Annotated in this window: 16 protein-coding genes; 8 read left to right on the top strand and 8 right to left on the bottom strand. The window is 68.4% G+C overall.

Features of this window, described 5'->3' with window-relative positions; translation table 11 throughout:
- Window positions 1–157 precede the first annotated feature (157 nt).
- A complete protein-coding gene (locus BLV72_RS16740; RefSeq protein WP_093463185.1) occupies window positions 158–1,648 on the top strand; it encodes a CCA tRNA nucleotidyltransferase in 1,491 nt (496 codons plus the stop codon).
- Here the strand turns inward: BLV72_RS16740 and BLV72_RS16735 are convergent.
- From BLV72_RS16735 to BLV72_RS49890, 4 genes are all read right to left on the bottom strand, one after another.
- Window positions 1,633–2,991, bottom strand: a complete 1,359-nt coding sequence (locus BLV72_RS16735; RefSeq protein WP_093463183.1) for an MFS transporter — start codon at window positions 2,989–2,991, stop codon at window positions 1,633–1,635. The two genes, BLV72_RS16740 and BLV72_RS16735, sit on opposite strands and share 16 nt — an antisense overlap.
- 85 nt (window positions 2,992–3,076) lie before the next feature.
- Window positions 3,077–4,159: an inositol-3-phosphate synthase gene (locus BLV72_RS16730; protein ID WP_059143734.1), complete on the bottom strand. Its 1,083-nt coding sequence runs from the start codon at window positions 4,157–4,159 to the stop codon at window positions 3,077–3,079.
- Between the two features lie 62 nt (window positions 4,160–4,221).
- The gene (locus BLV72_RS16725; protein ID WP_093463182.1) at window positions 4,222–4,926 is read right to left on the bottom strand and encodes a PadR family transcriptional regulator; all 705 of its coding nucleotides are present in this window, start codon (window positions 4,924–4,926) and stop codon (window positions 4,222–4,224) included.
- 321 nt (window positions 4,927–5,247) lie between these two features.
- Window positions 5,248–5,574, bottom strand: a complete 327-nt coding sequence (locus tag BLV72_RS49890; protein ID WP_143059782.1) for a hypothetical protein — start codon at window positions 5,572–5,574, stop codon at window positions 5,248–5,250.
- Between the two features lie 99 nt (window positions 5,575–5,673).
- Here BLV72_RS49890 and BLV72_RS16720 point away from each other — a divergent pair, with 99 nt between their 5' ends.
- Together BLV72_RS16720 and BLV72_RS16715 are read left to right on the top strand one after the other, a co-directional pair.
- Window positions 5,674–7,965, top strand: a complete 2,292-nt coding sequence (locus BLV72_RS16720; RefSeq protein WP_093463180.1) for a transglycosylase domain-containing protein — start codon at window positions 5,674–5,676, stop codon at window positions 7,963–7,965.
- A gap of 218 nt (window positions 7,966–8,183) precedes the next feature.
- A complete protein-coding gene (locus BLV72_RS16715) occupies window positions 8,184–9,671 on the top strand; it encodes a glycosyltransferase family 87 protein (protein ID WP_167746369.1) in 1,488 nt (495 codons plus the stop codon).
- Between the two features lie 34 nt (window positions 9,672–9,705).
- Here BLV72_RS16715 and BLV72_RS16710 read toward each other — a convergent pair whose 3' ends face one another.
- From BLV72_RS16710 to BLV72_RS16700, 3 genes are all read right to left on the bottom strand, one after another.
- Window positions 9,706–10,737, bottom strand: a complete 1,032-nt coding sequence (locus BLV72_RS16710) for an alanine racemase (protein WP_093463177.1) — start codon at window positions 10,735–10,737, stop codon at window positions 9,706–9,708.
- Window positions 10,738–10,803: 66 nt separating this feature from the next.
- Window positions 10,804–11,922, bottom strand: coding sequence for a lipid II:glycine glycyltransferase FemX (locus tag BLV72_RS16705; RefSeq protein ID WP_093463176.1), 1,119 nt, complete (start codon window positions 11,920–11,922; stop codon window positions 10,804–10,806).
- Between the two features lie 118 nt (window positions 11,923–12,040).
- Window positions 12,041–12,358 (bottom strand): hypothetical protein, encoded by a 318-nt coding sequence (locus BLV72_RS16700; protein ID WP_093463174.1) that lies wholly within the window; start codon window positions 12,356–12,358, stop codon window positions 12,041–12,043.
- Window positions 12,359–12,587: 229 nt separating this feature from the next.
- Here BLV72_RS16700 and rpsF point away from each other — a divergent pair, with 229 nt between their 5' ends.
- From rpsF to rplI, 4 genes are all read left to right on the top strand, one after another.
- The gene (rpsF, locus tag BLV72_RS16695; RefSeq protein ID WP_014061950.1) at window positions 12,588–12,878 is read left to right on the top strand and encodes a 30S ribosomal protein S6; all 291 of its coding nucleotides are present in this window, start codon (window positions 12,588–12,590) and stop codon (window positions 12,876–12,878) included.
- 82 nt (window positions 12,879–12,960) lie between these two features.
- Window positions 12,961–13,557, top strand: a complete 597-nt coding sequence (locus tag BLV72_RS16690) for a single-stranded DNA-binding protein (protein WP_059143727.1) — start codon at window positions 12,961–12,963, stop codon at window positions 13,555–13,557.
- 98 nt (window positions 13,558–13,655) lie between these two features.
- Window positions 13,656–13,892: a 30S ribosomal protein S18 gene (gene rpsR / locus BLV72_RS16685; protein WP_003978893.1), complete on the top strand. Its 237-nt coding sequence runs from the start codon at window positions 13,656–13,658 to the stop codon at window positions 13,890–13,892.
- 18 nt (window positions 13,893–13,910) lie between these two features.
- The gene (rplI, locus tag BLV72_RS16680) at window positions 13,911–14,357 is read left to right on the top strand and encodes a 50S ribosomal protein L9 (RefSeq protein ID WP_059143726.1); all 447 of its coding nucleotides are present in this window, start codon (window positions 13,911–13,913) and stop codon (window positions 14,355–14,357) included.
- A gap of 129 nt (window positions 14,358–14,486) precedes the next feature.
- Here rplI and BLV72_RS16675 read toward each other — a convergent pair whose 3' ends face one another.
- A complete protein-coding gene (locus tag BLV72_RS16675) occupies window positions 14,487–15,827 on the bottom strand; it encodes an MATE family efflux transporter (RefSeq protein ID WP_093463173.1) in 1,341 nt (446 codons plus the stop codon).
- Between the two features lie 460 nt (window positions 15,828–16,287).
- Here BLV72_RS16675 and dnaB point away from each other — a divergent pair, with 460 nt between their 5' ends.
- A complete protein-coding gene (dnaB, locus tag BLV72_RS16665) occupies window positions 16,288–17,769 on the top strand; it encodes a replicative DNA helicase (RefSeq protein WP_078642416.1) in 1,482 nt (493 codons plus the stop codon).
- Window positions 17,770–17,773: the final 4 nt, after the last annotated feature.

Here is a 17,773-nt window from a genome sequence, read left to right as displayed (position 1 = left end):
GTAGGTCGTCAGTGGTCGTCGCAATGTGCGTCCACGAAATGGTAACGATGCCCGCTGTGGCGAAGTGCTGTGGATGGCTCCACAAGATCGTTACGCAGTGGTGGTCCGCATCGGGTGTGGAGTCCGCGGGGCGCACGGCCACGTACCCTGTTCTGTTGTGCCGAACGCCAACAATGACAGCCGACCCCCGCAGCCGACCAATGAGCTCAGCCAGGTGCAGCGCCGCGCCGTGGGCGAGCTCCTGCGGGTCTCTCCCGTCGCCGACGATCTTGCCCGTCGCTTCCAGCAGGCCGGTTTCCGCCTGGCCCTGGTCGGTGGCTCGGTACGGGACGCGCTGCTCGGCCGGCTCGGTAACGATCTGGATTTCACGACGGACGCACGGCCGGACGAGGTACTGAAGATCGTACGGCCGTGGGCGGACGCGGTGTGGGATGTCGGCATCGCCTTCGGCACCGTCGGCTGCCGTAAGGACATGGCCGCAGGAAGCGGGTCGGACCAGAGCTTCCAGATTGAAATCACAACTTATCGGTCAGAAGCCTATGACCGGACATCCCGGAAGCCCGAGGTGTCGTACGGCGACTCCATCGAGGAGGACCTGGTCCGTCGGGACTTCACGGTCAACGCGATGGCGGTGGCGCTTCCGCAGAAGGAGTTCATCGACCCGCACCACGGTCTGGAGGATCTCGCCGCCCGGGTGCTGCGCACCCCCGGGACGCCCGAGGAGTCCTTCTCCGACGATCCGCTGCGGATGATGCGTGCCGCGCGCTTCGCCGCGCAGCTGGACTTCGAGGTGGCCCCCGAGGTGGTCGCCGCGATGACGTCGATGGCCGACCGTATCGACATCGTCTCGGCCGAGCGGGTACGTGATGAGCTCAACAAGCTCATCCTGGCCGACCACCCCCGCAAGGGGCTGCGGCTGCTGGTGGAGACCGGGCTCGCCGACCGTGTCCTGCCGGAGCTCCCGGCGCTGCGCCTGGAGCGTGATGAGCACCACCGCCACAAGGATGTGTACGAGCATTCGCTGACGGTGCTGGACCAGGCCATCGACCTGGAGGCCGAGGGGCCCGATCTGGTGCTGCGGCTGGCCGCGCTGCTGCATGACATCGGAAAGCCCAAGACGCGCCGCTTCGAGAAGGACGGCCGGGTCTCCTTCCACCACCACGAGGTGGTGGGAGCCAAGATGACCAAATTCCGGATGACGAAGCTCAAGTACTCCAATGAGCTGATCAAGGACGTCTCGCGCCTTGTCGAGCTGCATCTGCGCTTCCACGGCTATGGCACGGGGGAATGGACCGACTCCGCCGTCCGCCGCTATGCCCGTGACGCCGGGCAGCTGCTGGACCGGCTGCACAAGCTGACCCGCTCGGACTGCACCACCCGTAATAAGAGGAAGGCGACGGCGCTCTCGCGGGCGTACGACGGCCTCGAGGAGCGCATCGCCCGGCTGCAGGAGCAGGAGGAGCTGGACTCGATCCGCCCGGATCTGGACGGCAACGAGATCATGAAGATCCTCGGTATCCCCCCGGGGCCGCAGGTCGGCAAGGCGTACAAGCATCTGCTGGAGATGCGGCTGGAGCACGGCCCGATGGAGCGGGACACCGCGATCGCCACGCTAAAGGAGTGGTGGGACGCTCAGTCGGAGGGCTGAGTCCCTCCGGTTTCACGTGAAACATCGACCCGCTGGGCGTGGTCCCGGTCATGTTTCACGTGAAACCTGACCAGCAGCGCGGTGACCGCGTAGAGCAGTGCCACACAGAGCAGCAGCGGGGCCGATCTGCCGTCCGGTGGCAGTATCACCGCGGCGACCGCCGCGGCGCCCACGAAGGCGACGTTGAACAGCACGTCGTAGAGGGAGAAGATCCGGCCGCGGAAGTCATCGGCGATGGCGGACTGCACCACGGTGTCGGTGGCGATCTTCGCGCCCTGGGTGACGAGCCCGAGGATGAACGCGGCGATCAGCATGGGGGCGGGCTCGAAGGGCAGCCCGAGCCCCGGCTCCAGAAGGGCCGCGCTTCCCGCGCACACCATCACCCAGGAGAGCCGGCCGTTCGGGCGGGAGGACGCAGGCCTCCTGAGTCGGGCCACCGCCCATGGCGTGATCACCGCGGCCGCGAAGAAGCCCGCGCCCGAGACACCGACCGCCAGCCCCAGAAGCGCGAGCCCCTCGGACTCGGTATCGGCCCATGCATAGCGGCAGAGCATCAGCACTGTCACCGTGAGCGCGCCGTAGCAGAAGCGCATCAGCGTCATCGCGGCCAGCGCCACGGTGGGGTCCCTGCGCTCCAGCAGATGGCGTACACCCGCGACCAGGCCCCGCGCGGTGCTCATCAGGGCCGCGGGGAGACGGGGCTGAAGGGCCGCGGGATCCGGTCCCAGCAGGCCCGGTGCCATCGACAGGGCGGTGAGCCCGGCGATGAGATAGAGCGCGGCGCCCACCAGGACGACCAGCGCGTCCGACGAGGTGCCTCCCGGGCCCGACAGCCGGACGATGAAGGCGAGGCTGCCCCCGGCCGTGGCGGCGAGTGTTCCGGCGGTGGGCGAGAGCGAGTTGGCCATGACCAGACGTTCCTGGCTGTCGACGACCCGCGGCAGCGCCGCCGAAAGACCGGCCAGCACAAAGCGGTTGACGGCCGTCACCGACAGGGCCGAGACGTAGAAGAGCCACTCCGGCACCTGACCGAGGACCAGTACGGCGGTTCCGGTGGCCAGTCCCGAGCGCAGCAGATTGCCGTAGAGCAGCACCTGCCGTCGGCGCCAGCGGTCCAGCAGCACCCCGGCGAAGGGGCCGAGCAGGGAGTAGGGGAGCAGGAGGACGGCCATGGCGGAGGCGATGGCCGCGGGGGAGGTCTGCTTCTCCGGGGAGAAGACCACATAGGTGGCGAGTGCGACCTGGTAGACGCCGTCGGCTGCCTGGGACAGCAGCCGGATGGTCAGAAGGCGCCGGAAGTCACGCAGTTGCAGCAGTACGCGGAGATCACGCACAACAGGCATGACGCCAGCCTCACACACCACACGGGCCTCCGGGTGTATTACCCGAAGGCCCGTGATCACGCGGCGGGAATCAGCGCATGGCGCGTCAGCGCTCGACCTCGCCCTTGATGAACTTCTCCACGTTCTCCTGCGCCTCGTTGTCGAAGTACTGCACCGGCGGCGACTTCATGAAGTACGAGGAGGCGGAGAGGATCGGGCCGCCGATGCCGCGGTCCTTGGCGATCTTCGCGGCGCGCAGCGCGTCGATGATGACACCCGCGGAGTTCGGGGAGTCCCACACCTCGAGCTTGTACTCCAGGTTCAGCGGGACATCGCCGAACGCGCGGCCCTCCAGGCGGACATACGCCCACTTGCGGTCGTCCAGCCAGGCCACGAAGTCCGAGGGGCCGATGTGGACGTTGTCGGCACCCAGATCGCGGTCGGGGATCTGCGAGGTGACGGCCTGGGTCTTGGAGATCTTCTTGGACTCCAGGCGCTCGCGCTCGAGCATGTTCTTGAAGTCCATGTTGCCGCCGACGTTCAGCTGCATGGTGCGGTCCAGGATGACGCCCCGGTCCTCGAACAGCTTGGCCATCACGCGGTGCGTGATGGTCGCGCCGACCTGCGACTTGATGTCGTCACCGACGATCGGCACCCCGGCCTCGGTGAACTTGTCCGCCCACTCCTTGGTGCCGGCGATGAAGACCGGAAGGGCGTTGACGAAGGCGACCTTGGCGTCGATGGCGCACTGGGCGTAGTACTTGGCCGCGTCCTCGGAGCCGACCGGGAGGTAGCAGACCAGAACGTCGACCTGCTTGTCCTTGAGGACCTGGACGACGTCGACCGGGGTCTCGTCGGACTCGTCGATGGTCTGGCGGTAGTACTTGCCGAGTCCGTCGAGCGTGTGGCCGCGCTGGACCGTGACACCGGCCGTCGGCACGTCGCAGATCTTGATGGTGTTGTTCTCGCTGGCGCCGATGGCGTCCGCGAGGTCCAGGCCGACCTTCTTCGCGTCCACGTCGAAGGCGGCCACGAACTCCACGTCGTTCACGTGGTAGTCGCCGAACTGCACGTGCATCAGACCCGGCACGCGGGTGTCCGGGTCGGCGTCCTTGTAGTACTCGACGCCCTGTACCAGCGAGGCGGCGCAGTTGCCCACGCCGACGATGGCTACACGAACCGAACCCATTCCGGTTGCTCCCTGTGTGTACTGGACGAGGCCCCGCGGCTGCCGGGCCCCACTTGGCGGTGTCATTCGGACGGATCCGGCCGGGATCCACCCCGGTGCCGGGGCGGGCCGTCCGCATCTCCTGACTGGTCCTGCTCCTGGTGTGGCGGCCGGTCCTCATCCCGCTCGATCGCCCGGTCCTGCCCGGCGGTGCCGTCGCGCTGGTCGCGCCCGGCCCGCTCGCTCTCGATCAGCTCGTTCAGCCAGCGGACCTCGCGCTCCACCGACTCCATCCCGTGCCGCTGCAGCTCGAGGGTGTAGTCGTCCAGCCGCTCGCGGGTGCGGGCCAAGGCAGCGCGCATCTTGTCCAGGCGCTCCTCAAGGCGGCTGCGCCGCCCTTCGAGCACCCGCATCCGAACGTCTCGTGACGTTTGGCCGAAGAAGGCGAAACGGACGCCGAAGTGCTCGTCCTCCCAGGCGTCCGGCCCGGTGTGGGTGAGCAGCTCCTCGAACCGCTCCTTCCCCGCCGCCGTGAGCCGGTAGACGATCTTGGCCCGGCGACCGGAGAGGGGCGCCGCGAGGGCGTCCTGGGAGGTGCTGCCGGATTCCTCGATCAACCAGCCGTTGGTGACCAGCGTCTTGAGGCAGGGATAGAGGCTGCCGTAGCTGAACGCCCGGAACACCCCGAGTGACGTGTTGAGCCGCTTGCGCAGCTCGTATCCGTGCATCGGGGACTCGCGCAGCAGGCCGAGGACGGCGAACTCCAGGACGCCGGAGCGTCTGCTCATTCCCCGCCTCCCCTCTCCTCCGAGCCAGCTATGTCGAGCTGATGTATCGACTCGATACATCAAGACGATAGAACCGTGCCCCCGGCGGGACAAGAGGGCCCACGGTGAACGCCGTCACATCATCAATTCGTGGCATTCAATCTGACGGTTATGGAGCGAAGGTGGCGGCTGGGCGGGTTTTGACCGTGCGTACTCTGTTCGCCATGCAGACCTATGGGAACCAAGTGACGCCCCGAAGCGTCCTCGTCCCGGATGCAGTGCGTCCGGTTGCCTGGTGCGACCGGACCGCACATTGGGGGGACCGGAAGCCATCTGCCGCTTTCAGGCGATAGCGCCTGCCCGAGGAGAAGTCGTTCCATGAGCGAGCACCGTCGCAAGTCGCCGCAGCCCCAAGGCGGCGGACGAGCAGCGGCCCGGCGAGCCGGACAGCAGTCGTCCGGCCGCCGCGCAGCACCGATGCACAACGCCGCAGCCGGGTCGGACGCCACCCCCCAGGGGGAAGAGCGTCCTTACGGCGGCCGCGCGGCGGCCCGCCGCGCCGCACAACGCGGCGGCGGCCGTAGACGAGGAGCCGATCCGGGCGCGGGCGGCGCGGGCCACGGTGGTCGCGGTGGCGGCCGGCGGGGAGTCGGCGGCGGCCGCGGACATGGCTCGGGGGGCGATGGGCAACCCGGCAAGAAGCGCTTTATTGACTATCCGCGTGGCGGAAGGTCGGGCTTCCGGCGCTGGGTTCCGTCCTGGAAGCTGGTGACGGGAACCTTCCTCTTCTTCTTCGCGGTGCTGCTCGGGGCCGTCGGCATAGGGCTGTGGCTGGTACAGGTGCCGACCGCCCAGGCCGCGTCCCAGACCCAGAAGAACGTCTACTACTGGGCGGACGGCAAGCAGATGGTCGTCTCCGGCGGGGGTGACCTCAACCGCCAGATCGTCCCCCTCAGCAAGATCCCCAAATCCATGCAGAACGCGGTGATCTCCGCGGAGAACGCCAGCTTCTACGACGACAACGGCGTCGACCCGATGGGTATCGCACGCGCGGTCGTCAACATGGCGCGGGGCGGCGCGACCCAGAGTGGGTCGACCATCACCCAGCAGTTCGTGAAGAACACCTACCTGGACCAGTCGCAGACGCTCACGCGCAAGGTCAAGGAGCTGTTCATCTCCATAAAGGTGGGCGCGACCAAGGACAAGGACTACATCCTCGGGAGCTACCTCAACACCGCCTACTACGGACGTGGTGCCTACGGCTGCCAGGCGGCCGCCCGCGCATACTACGACCGTGACTGCTCGGCCCTGACGCCCAGCCAGAGCGCCTTCCTGGCCTCGACGCTGAACGGCCCCAACCTCTACGACCCGAACGGCGGCTACGGCGCCGCGGCCACCAAGGAGGCCAACACCAAACGGGCCAAGCAGCGCTGGGAGTGGATCCTGCGGCGTGAGGTCGCCGTGCACCGGATGCCCAAGACCGAGGCCCAGGAGTGGATCGGCAAGGGCTTCCCGATGCCGCAGGACCCGAAGGTGGCCACGAACAAGCAGGGCCAGATCGGCTACCTCACCGACCTCGCCGACAACTACATCATCGCCAACACCGGCATCAGCAAGTCGAAGCTGGACAAGGGTGGCTATCAGATCCACACCACCTTCGACCGGAAGAAGATCAGTGAGCTGACCCGGGCGGTCGAGAGGGTCACCAAGGAGAACATCAAGCCGAAACAGCGCGAGGTGGACAAGTACGTTCAGTTCGGCGGCGCCTCGGTGGAGCCCAAGACGGGCAAGATCCTGGCCATCTACGGCGGCAAGAACGCGCTGGAGCACTACCGCAACAACGCCGACTACACCGGTGTCCAGGTGGGCTCGACCTTCAAGCCCTTCGTGATGGCCGCCGCGATGACCAATGGCGTCCGCGACCCGAAGGGCACACGGGAGCAACCCGATTCCGAGCGCACCCTGGTCTCGCCGAGCAGTGTCTACAACGGCGACAACAAGGTGACCCTGCGGGACTACGACGGAACCGTCTGGCACGACAAGGACGGCAAGGAGTGGCACCAGCGGAACGACGGTGACGAGGACAAGGGCCCGATCAGCCTGCGCACCGCGATGCAGTACTCGGTGAACACCCCGTTCATCCAGCTGGGCATGGACGTCGGCACCGACAAGGTGCGGGACGCGGCCCTGGCCGCGGGCCTCAGCAAGGAGCAACTGGCCTCGATCACCCCGACGTTCTCGCTCGGCACCTCCGCACCCAGCGCCATCCGGCTCGCCGGGGCGTACGCCACCTTCGCGGCCAGCGGCGAGCAGGCGGACCCGTACTCGGTGGAGCGGGTCGAGGACAAGAACGGCCCCGTCTACGACCACAAGCAGGACGCCCAGCTCAAGCGGGCGTTCGACTCGAACGTGGCGAACAACGTCACCGGTGTCCTGGAGAACGTGGTCGAGCACGGCACCGGCACCTCGGCGAAGATCGGCCGGCCGGTGGCGGGCAAGACCGGAACCACCGACGAGAACAAGTCGGCGTGGTTCTCCGGGTACACCCCGCAGCTGTCCACCGCGATCGGCATGTGGCGGGTGAACGACCAGGCCAAGAGCCAGAAGTTCCTGTCCATGCGCGGTGTGGGCGGTCAGAAGACGATCCACGGCGCGTCGTTCCCGGCCGAGATCTGGGCCGACTACATGCGCGGTGCCCTGCAGGGCAAGCCGGTCAAGGACTTCCCCGCGGCCACCCCGATCGGCGAGAAGGTCTTCGGCGAGGACGCGAGCCCGAGCCCCACCCAGACGACGGAGAAGCCTTCCGAGTCCCCGTCGGAGTCTCCTTCGGAATCCCCGTCGGAGTCGCCCTCGGAGTCGCCGTCCGGCAGTCCGACCCCGACGGGCACCTGTGACCCGCTGGACTTCGACTGCAACGAGGACGGCGGGAACCAGAACGGCGGCCAGAACGGCGGCCAGAACGGCGGTCCGGGCGGTCCGACCACCTCGCCGACCTCGGATCCGCCGGGCGGTCCCGGAGGCATCTTCGGCGGCCCGACCGGGGCCCGGCGGGAGGACTAGCCCGCAGCCCCGAACGACCCGTTCACCACTCGCCGGCCGCGCCGGAGCGAACCCCGCTCCGGCGCGGCCGGCGCCGTTTAAGGCCCCTGGACGGCCCTCTGCGCCTCTCGCAGCTCTGTTCCCGCCCCGAGGACCTGCCGAGGCGTCCGCGGCGCGCTCAGCGGCCGCTGGGGCGGTCCTGACTCCTGCCGCCAGGCTCGTACGGCAGGATGGGGGCCATGAGCGTGCGCGAGGACCCAGAGGCCGAGCCCGTCAGGCCGACCGCCGAGGACCCGCTGGCCGCGGCCGGCAGCGAGCTGATCGGTGGGCCGGCCGGGCGCCGGGCTCTGCTCGGCACGAGCTGGTGGACCCCGGTGCGGATCGTGGCGATCGCCGCCATCGGCATGTTCGCCCTGGGCATGGTGCAGAAGATGCCGTGCTACGACGGCGGCTGGTTCTACGGCGCCACCGCCCAGTACACCCACGCCTGCTACTCCGACATACCGCACCTCTACAACGGCCGCGGCTTCGCCATCGACCTCGTCCCGTACTTCGACCGCATACCGGACAGCGTCTCGGGCGGGATGCAGTACCTGGAGTACCCGGTCCTCACCGGCCTCTTCATGGAGGTCGCCTCCTGGCTGACCCCGCACAGCGGCTCCATCCAGGACCGTGAGCAGATCTACTGGCTGGTCAACGCGGGCATGCTGATGATCTGCACCGCGGTCATCGCGGTCTGTGTGGCCCGTACGCACCGGCGCCGTCCCTGGGACGCGCTGCTGGTCGCCCTGGCCCCCGCCTTCGCGCTCACGGCCACCATCAACTGGGACCTGCTCGCCGTCGCCCTTACGGCCGCCGCCCTGCTGATGTGGTCCCGCAGCCGCCCGCTGGCCGCCGGTGTGCTGCTGGGGCTCGCGACGGCCGCGAAGCTCTACCCCGGACTGCTGCTCGGCGCGGTGCTGGTGCTCTGCCTGCGGGCGGGACGGATGAGGACCTTCTGGACGGCGACGGGCGGAGCCGTGGCCGCCTGGCTCGTGGTGAACCTCCCCGTGATGATCACCACGCAGGGCGGTGGCCTGCACATCCGCGAGGGCTGGAAGACGTTCTACACCTTCAGCCAGGAGCGCCCCGTCGACTTCGGCTCCCTGTGGCTGATCATCTCGCAGCGCACCGGGAACCCCCTGGAGGACGTCAACACCTACGGGACCCTGCTGATGGTCCTGGCCTGCATCGGGGTGGCGGCGCTCGCCCTGTGCGCCCCGCGCCGTCCGCGGCTGGCCCAGCTGTCCTTCCTGGTCGTCGCGGCGTTCGTGCTCACCAACAAGGTCTACTCACCGCAGTACGTGCTGTGGCTGATCCCGCTGGCTGCACTGGCACGACCGCGCTGGCGGGACTTCCTGGTCTGGCAGGCGTGCGAGGTCATGTACTTCCTCGGGATCTGGATGTACCTCGCGTACACGGGCAGCGGCGACCAGCACCGGGGGCTGCCCGCGGAGGGCTATCAGCTGGCGATCGCCGTGCATCTGCTGGGGACGCTCTATCTGTGCGCCCTGATCATCCGGGACGCGCTGGTGCCGGAGCGGGACCCGGTGCGCAAGGACGGGGCGGACGACCCCGGAGGCGGCGTGCTGGACCGGGCCCCGGACGCGTTCGTGCTGGGACGGGCGCGGCGCGCTTCCCGGTACGACGGCGCGGCGCTGGTGGACTGGGGCGTCCACCGGGAGTGAGCCCCGGAGGGGAGCCTCTCCCGGCGGCGCGGAATCAGCGGTCGAAGAGCCGGTCGAACTGCGTCGTGGTGTGCCGCAGATGCGCCACCAGCTCATCCCCCACCTGGGGTGCCTGGACCTCACTGGGCACGAACAGGATGGACACCTGCATATGCGGCGGCTCGGCGAACCACCGCTGCTTGCCCGCCCATACGAACGGCGAGAGATTGCGGTTGACGGTCGCCAGACCGGCGCGGGCGACCCCCTTGGCGCGGGGCATCACCCCGTGCAGCGCCTTGGGCGCCTCCAGACCGACGCCGTGGGAGGTGCCGCCCGCGACGACGACCAGATGGCCGTCCGAGGCGGACTTCTGCTGGCGGTAGCCGAAGCGGTCGCCCTTCGCCACCCGGGTGACGTCGAGCACCGAGCCCCGGTACTCCGTCGAATCGTGGTCGCCCAGCCACAGCCGGGTGCCGATGCGCGCCCGGAAGCGGGTCTGCGGGAACTGCTGCTGCAGCCGGGCCAGTTCCTCGGCCTTGAGGTGGCTGACGAACATGGTGTGCAGCGGCAGGCGTGCCGCCCGCAGCCGGTCCATCCAGGCGATGACCTCCTCGACCGCGTCCAGACCGTCGGTGCGGTCGAGCGGGAGGTGGATGGCGAACCCCTCCAGCCGGACGTTCTCTATCGCGGCGTGCAGCTTGGGCAGGTCCTGCTCGGTGACGCCGTGCCGCTTCATGCTGCTCATGACCTCGATGACCACACGCGCGTTCACCAGGCCGTAGACGCCGTCGACCGAGGAGACCGAGCGGATCACCCGGTCCGGCAGCGGCACCGGCTCCTCACCGCGGCGGAAGGGGGTGAGCACGAGCAGGTCACCGCTGAAGAAGTCCTTCATCCGGGCGGCCTCGTACGTGGTCCCGACCGCGAGGATGTCGCTGCCCATGCGGGCTGCCTCCTCGGCCAGGCGCTCATGGCCGAAGCCGTAGCCGTTGCCTTTGCAGACCGGGACTATCCCTGGGAACTGCTGGATCACCGTCTGCTGGTGCGCCCGCCAGCGCGCGGTGTCGACATAGAGGGTGAGCGCCATTGGCCGGTCCCGGAACCTTTCTCGTTGCCGCGGTGTATTGGAAGTATGGGAAACAGCGAATCGTGGTCAACGGCGCGACATGTAGATGTCGAGTGCCTTGTGCAGGAGCTTGTTGAGCGGGAAGTCCCACTCGCCGAGGTACTCGGCAGCCTGCCCACCGGTGCCCACCTTGAACTGGATCAGGCCGAAGAGATGATCTGTCTCGTCGAGGGAGTCGCTGATGCCGCGCAGGTCGTAGACGCTCGCGCCCAGCGCGTAGGAGTCGCGGAGCATCCGCCACTGCATCGCGTTCGAGGGCCGGACCTCGCGCTTGTGGTTGGCGGAGGCGCCGTAGGAGTACCAGACATGGCCTCCGACGATCAGCATCGTGGCGGCGGCCACGACCTCGTTCTCGTGCATCGCGAAGTACAGCCGCATCCGGTTGGGGTCCTCGGTGTTGAGGGCCGTCCACATGCGCTGGAAGTAGCTGAGCGGGCGCGGCCGGAAGTGGTCGCGCTCCGCGGTGATCTCGTAGAGCCGCTGCCACTCGGGCAGATGCTCGTAGCCGCCCTGGACGACCTCGACACCGGCCTTCTCGGCCTTCTTGATGTTGCGGCGCCACAGTTGGTTGAAGCTCTTGTGGACATCCTCCAGGGAGCGGTTCTCCAGCGGCACCTGGAAGACGTATCGCGGCTGGACGTCACCGAAGCCGGCCCCGCCGTCCTCGCCCTGCTGCCAGCCCATGCGCCGCAGCCGCTCGGCGACCTCGAAGGCGCGCGGTTCGATGAAGGTGGCCTCGACATCGCGCAGCCGCTTGACGTCGGGGTTCTGGATGCCCGACTTGATCGCGTTGGCGTCCCAGCGGCGGATGATGACCGGCGGGCCCATCTTCACGGAGAACGCGCCCTGCTGCTTCAGATGCGCGAGCATCGGGCGCAGCCAGTCCTCGAGGTTGGGCGCGTACCAGTTGATGACCGGGCCCTCGGGGAGATAGGCGAGGTAGCGCTTGATCTTGGGCAGTTGCCGGTAGAGGACGAGGCCGGCGCCGACGAGCTGGCCCGTGGCGTCGAACCAGCCGAGGTTCTCCGAGCGCCACTCCGACTTGACGTCAGCCCATGCCGGGACCTGCATGTGGCTGGCCGCGGGCAGGCTCTGGATGTACGCCAGATGCTGCTCTCGGCTGATCGTCCTCAGGGTCAGGCTCATGCGGGGCGCTCCTCGGCAGGTTTGTCCCCAGGGTCGGGGCTCCGGCTCTCGCGCCGAAGCCTACTGCGACCGGGACGCGCCCCGTTCGGGCCTGGGGGCAACCAGGCTCCGGCCGGGCTCAGCCCAGCACGCCGCCGAAGAGCCCTCCGTGTGCCATGCCGAGGTAGAAGCCGACCCCCGCGGCACCGAGTCCGATGATCAGCACGAACCGCTCACCGGTGGTCGCGGAGATCAGCTGGCCCCAGGCGCCAGTGATCATCCCCACCAGCCCGGTCCATGAGCTGACCAGGTGGAGCTGGGTGAAATGAGCCGTCACGAAGGCGATCGCCCCGATCACCAGCGTGGTCACGGCGAAGGCGTTCTGAACGGGATGCGGCTTGCCGTCGGTGTCCAGGAAGGAGAGCAAGCCGTGATGGGGTCGTGCTGCCTGTGCCATGGGGCACCTCCAGGTAGGCACATAGAGCAAAGCGGCGAACTGTAATGCCGCTCACACCCGATGTGTACAGATTGCGGGCTAAGACGCCCGGATTTCAAGCGGGAGGCCCTAGCCGGGTACTGTGTACCGTCCGCGGTGGTGTCTGCACAGATGCCGCAACGGATACGCATCACGACCCTCCTGCCACGGAACGACCGTGGCCGCTGAGTCCAAAGGAGGTGGGTTCCACATGCGTCACTACGAGGTGATGGTCATCCTCGACCCCGATCTCGAGGAGCGCGCTGTCTCCCCGCTGATCGAGAACTTCCTTTCCGTCGTCCGTGAGGGCGAAGGCAAGGTCGAGAAGGTCGACACCTGGGGCCGTCGTCGTCTCTCGTACGAGATCAAGAAGAAGCCCGAGGGCATCTACTCGGTCATCGACCTGCAGGCAGAGCCCGCGGTCGTCAAGGAGCTCGACCGCCAGCTGAACCTGAACGAGTCGGTCCTCCGGACCAAGGTCCTCCGTCCCGAGACCCACTGACGCGTAAGCGTTCAGCGGTCATCGGGGCCGTATCGCAACGAGTAGCAAGCAGCCCAGCAGTACCCGCCGAGAGGTTCCCCCAATGGCAGGCGAGACCGTCATCACGGTCGTCGGCAATCTCGTCGACGACCCCGAGCTGCGTTTCACCCCGTCCGGTGCGGCGGTCGCGAAGTTCCGCGTCGCGTCCACTCCCCGTACCTTCGACCGGCAGACCAACGAGTGGAAGGACGGCGAGAGCCTCTTCCTCACGTGCTCGGTGTGGCGGCAGGCCGCGGAGAACGTGGCCGAGTCCCTTCAGCGCGGCATGCGCGTCATCGTGCAGGGTCGTCTGAAGCAGCGGTCCTACGAGGACCGTGAGGGGATCAAGCGCACGGTCTATGAGCTGGATGTCGACGAGGTCGGCGCCAGTCTGCGCAACGCCACAGCCAAGGTCACCAAGACCACCGGTCGCGGTGGTCAGGGTGGTTACGGCGGCGGCGGTGGCGGCGGCCAGGGCGGCGGAGGCGGTTGGGGCGGCGGCCCCGGCAACTCCGGCGGCGGTCAGCAGGGCGGCGGCGCTCCGGCCGACGACCCGTGGGCGACCGGCGCACCGGCCGGCGGCCAGGGCGGCGGCGGTGGTGGCTGGGGCGGCGGCTCCGGCAACTCCGGCGGCGGCTACTCGGACGAGCCGCCCTTCTAGGCCTGGGGCGCTGTTTCACGTGAAACCACGTGAAACAACAGCGCTCGGTCTGGTCAGGGCGACCAGCACATACTTCTTGATCACACTGGAGAGAGACAATGGCGAAGCCGCCTGCTCGCAAGCCTAAGAAGAAGGTTTGCGTGTTCTGCAAGGAGAAGATCTCCTACGTCGACTACAAGGACACGAACCTGCTGCGGAAGTTCATTTCCGACCGCGGCAAGATCCGTGCCCGCCGGGTCACCGGCAACTGCACCCAGCACCAGCGTGACGTCGCCACGGCTGTGAAGAACAGCCGTGAGATGGCGCTGCTGCCCTACACCTCCACCGCGCGATAAGGGAAGGGTGACCCAGTCATGAAGATCATCCTCACCCACGAGGTCTCCGGCCTCGGTACCGCCGGTGACGTCGTGGACGTCAAGGACGGTTACGCCCGTAACTACCTCGTTCCGCGTGGTCTGGCGATTCGCTGGACCAAGGGCGGCGAGAAGGACGTCGAGCAGATCCGCCGCGGTCGTCGCATCCGCGAGATCGCCACGATCGAGCAGGCCAATGAGGTCAAGGCCCGACTCGAGGGCGTCAAGGTGCGGCTGAAGACCCGTGCCGGCGACGCCGGCCGGCTGTTCGGCTCCGTCACCCCGGCCGACATCGCTTCGGCGATCAAGGACGCGGGTGGTCCGGAGGTGGACAAGCGCCGCATCGAGGTGCAGTCGCCGATCAAGACCCTGGGCGCACACCAGGTCTCGGTCCGTCTGCACGCCGAGGTTGCCGCCAAGGTGGGCGTCGAGGTCGTCGCCGCCTGACGACCGTGACGGTCGCCTTGGGCACCGTGCACCGGAGGGCCGCACCCTGTGGGGTGCGGCCCTCCGCCGTGCCGGGGGACCGGTGGCTCTGGTTCTGTCCGAGGACGCGCGTGGTGTGGTTCGGCGGGCTCAGCCTCGTACCGCGCCGGTGACGATCCAGCGGCCGGAGCGGGTGCGCAGCCACAGGGTCGCCAACCGGACCGACATCATCAGCGCCATCGTGCACCACAGCGCGGTCAGCCCGCCGCCGAACGAGGGCACCAGCAGTGCCACCGGAGCGAAGGCGACGAGGGTGATGATCATCGCCCAGGCCAGATACGGCCCGTCGCCCGCGCCCATCAGCACGCCGTCGAGGACGAAGACCACCCCCGAGACCGGCTGGATGAGGGCGGTCACCAGCAGGGCGGGCAGCAGGGCGTCCCGTACCGCGGCATCGGTGGTGAACAGGGGGATGAACAGCGGCCGGGAGGCGACCACCAGCAGACCCAGCGCCACGCCCGACGCGATGCCCCAGTGCACCATGCGGCGGCAGGCGGCCCGGGCGCCCTCCTCGTCGCCCGCCCCCAGATACCGTCCGATGATCGCCTGGCCCGCGATGGCGATGGCGTCCAGGGCGAAGGCCAGCAAATTCCACAGGGTGAGCACGATCTGATGGGCGGCGACGTCGGCGTCGCCGAGGCGGGCCGCCACGGCCGTCGCGATCAGCATCACGGCGCGCAGCGAAAGCGTCCGGATCAGCAGCGGTGCCCCGGCATGGGCACAGGCCCTGATCCCGGCGGCGTCGGGCCTCAGCGAGGTGCCATGGCGCCGCGCGCCCCGGATGACCACGGCGAGGTAGACGGCGGCCATGGCGTTCTGGGCGATCACTGTGCCCCAGGCCGAGCCCGCGATGCCCAGCCCGGCCGCGTAGACCAGGGTGACGTTGAGCGCGGCGTTGGCCCCGAAGCCGCCGATGGCGACATACAGCGGGGTCCGGGTGTCCTGGAGGCCACGGAGGACACCGGTGGCGGCGAGCACCACCAGCATCGCAGGGATGCCGAGGGTGCTGATCCGCAGATAGGTGATGGCGTAGGGCGCGGCGGTGTCCGAGGCGCCGAAGAGGTCGACGATGGCGGGGGCGGTGGGAAGGACCACGGCGATGACGGCGGCGCCGAGCAGCAGGGCCAGCCAGATGCCGTCCATGCCCTGCCGGATCGCTCCGGCGAGGTCGCCCGCGCCGACGCGGCGGGCGACCGCCCCGGTGGTGGCGTAGGCGAGGAAGACGAAGATGTTGACGGCGGTGGCGAGCAGGGCCGCGGCGACGCCCAGACCGGCCAGCTGGGTGGTGCCCAGATGGCCGACGACGGCGCTGTCGACCATGACGAAGAGGGGTTCCGCCACGAGCGCGCCGAAGGCGGGAAGCGCGAGTGCGACGATCTCGCGGTCGTGGTGGCGCAGGGTGCTCCGCGCGCTCGTGGGGGCCTGTGTCATGAGGGCAATGTAATCGTCCACAGGTAAGAGACACAAGTGATCCCCGGTCCTTACAAGGCGGCGTGCGGGACGATCTTCTCTGCGCCCTTTGTCGTGATCTTGCGCCGGGGGCGGAAGTTTTTCTTCTGCACAGCCCCTGGATAGAGAAACCGCAGGTCAGAGTTGGGCTCTCGGGGTGATTGTGTGTTTGTCCACAGCACTGTCCCCCGACCCGTGCACAGGTTCGCGCGACTTACCCACAGGATGGATCCCATCATCCACATGCCCTGTGGATAACCAAGTTGGCTGGCGGTCCCGACGGGCCTAACGTGGTCCGGCGCCCGCCACCCGATTCGGCCCTGGAATCCCCAGCCTCCGATGCGCCGTGTCCGGAAAGCCGGCCGCTCAGTTGTGTCATAGCCGTGCCGTAAGAAGGACGGGCACGGCGAGGTTCGCTTTGCGGACGGGAGGAGGTGACGGGGTGAGCGTTCCCGAGCCCATGGACGACCCCTGGGCGGACTCCGGCCCGTCCGACCGGTTCCCGTCCCCCCGCTTCCGCCGCGGTGAGGGCGGCGGCCGGGGCCGCGACGGCCAGCAGGACCGCGACGGAGGGGGCGGCTCCGCCTGGGAGGGCTCCGGCTTCGAGCGCGTTCCGCCCCAGGACCTCGACGCCGAGCAGTCCGTGCTCGGCGGCATGCTGCTCTCCAAGGACGCCATCGCCGATGTGGTGGAGGTCCTCAAGGGCAATGACTTCTACCGGCCCGCCCATGAGACCGTCTACCAGGCCATCCTGGATCTCTACGCCAAGGGCGAGCCGGCCGACCCGATCACGGTCGCCGCGGAGCTGACCAAGCGCGGTGAGATCGCCCGGGTCGGCGGCGCCTCGTATCTCCACACCCTCGTCCAGTCTGTCCCCACCGCCGCCAACGCCGAGTACTACGCGGAGATCGTCCACGAGCGCGCCGTGCTGCGCCGCCTCGTCGAGGCGGGCACCCGCATCACCCAGATGGGATACGCGGCGGACGGGGACGTCGACGAGATCGTCAACAACGCCCAGGCGGAGATCTACGCCGTCACCGAGCAGCGCACCAGCGAGGACTATCTGCCGCTCGGCGACATCATGGAGGGCGCGCTCGACGAGATCGAGGCGATCGGCTCACGCAGCGGGCAGATGTCCGGGGTGCCCACCGGCTTCACCGATCTGGACTCCCTGACGAACGGTCTGCACCCGGGCCAGATGGTCGTCATCGCCGCCCGGCCCGCGATGGGCAAGTCCACCCTGGCCCTGGACTTCGCCCGGGCCTGCTCGATCAAGCACAACATGCCGAGCGTGATCTTCTCGCTGGAGATGGGCCGCAACGAGATCGCGATGCGTCTGCTCTCCGCCGAGGCCCGGGTGGCGCTGCACCATATGCGCTCCGGCAGCATGACCGACGAGGATTGGACGCGGCTGGCCCGGCGGATGCCGGATGTCTCCCAGGCCCCGCTCTTCATCGACGACTCCCCGAACCTGTCGATGATGGAGATCCGCGCCAAGTGCCGCCGGCTCAAGCAGCGCAGCGATCTGCAGCTGGTCGTCATCGACTACCTGCAGCTGATGCAGTCCGGCGGCGCCCGGCGCCCCGAGAGCCGTCAGCAGGAGGTCTCGGACATGTCGCGAAACCTGAAGCTGCTGGCCAAGGAGCTGGAAGTGCCGGTCATCGCGCTCTCCCAGCTCAACCGAGGCCCCGAGCAGCGCACGGACAAGAAGCCGATGGTCTCCGACCTCCGTGAGAGTGGATCCATCGAGCAGGACGCGGACATGGTCATCCTGCTCCACCGCGAGGACGCCTATGAGAAGGAGTCACCGCGCGCGGGGGAGGCGGATCTGATCGTGGCCAAGCACCGTAACGGCCCGACGGCCACGATCACGGTCGCCTTCCAGGGCCACTACTCACGCTTCGTGGACATGGCGCAGACCTGATACG

This window comes from Streptomyces melanosporofaciens, assembly GCF_900105695.1.
Taxonomy (GTDB): Bacteria; Actinomycetota; Actinomycetes; order Streptomycetales; family Streptomycetaceae; genus Streptomyces; species Streptomyces antimycoticus.
The sequence above is the reverse complement of the archived record's forward strand: the minus strand, read 5'-3'. Positions and strand labels throughout refer to the sequence as shown.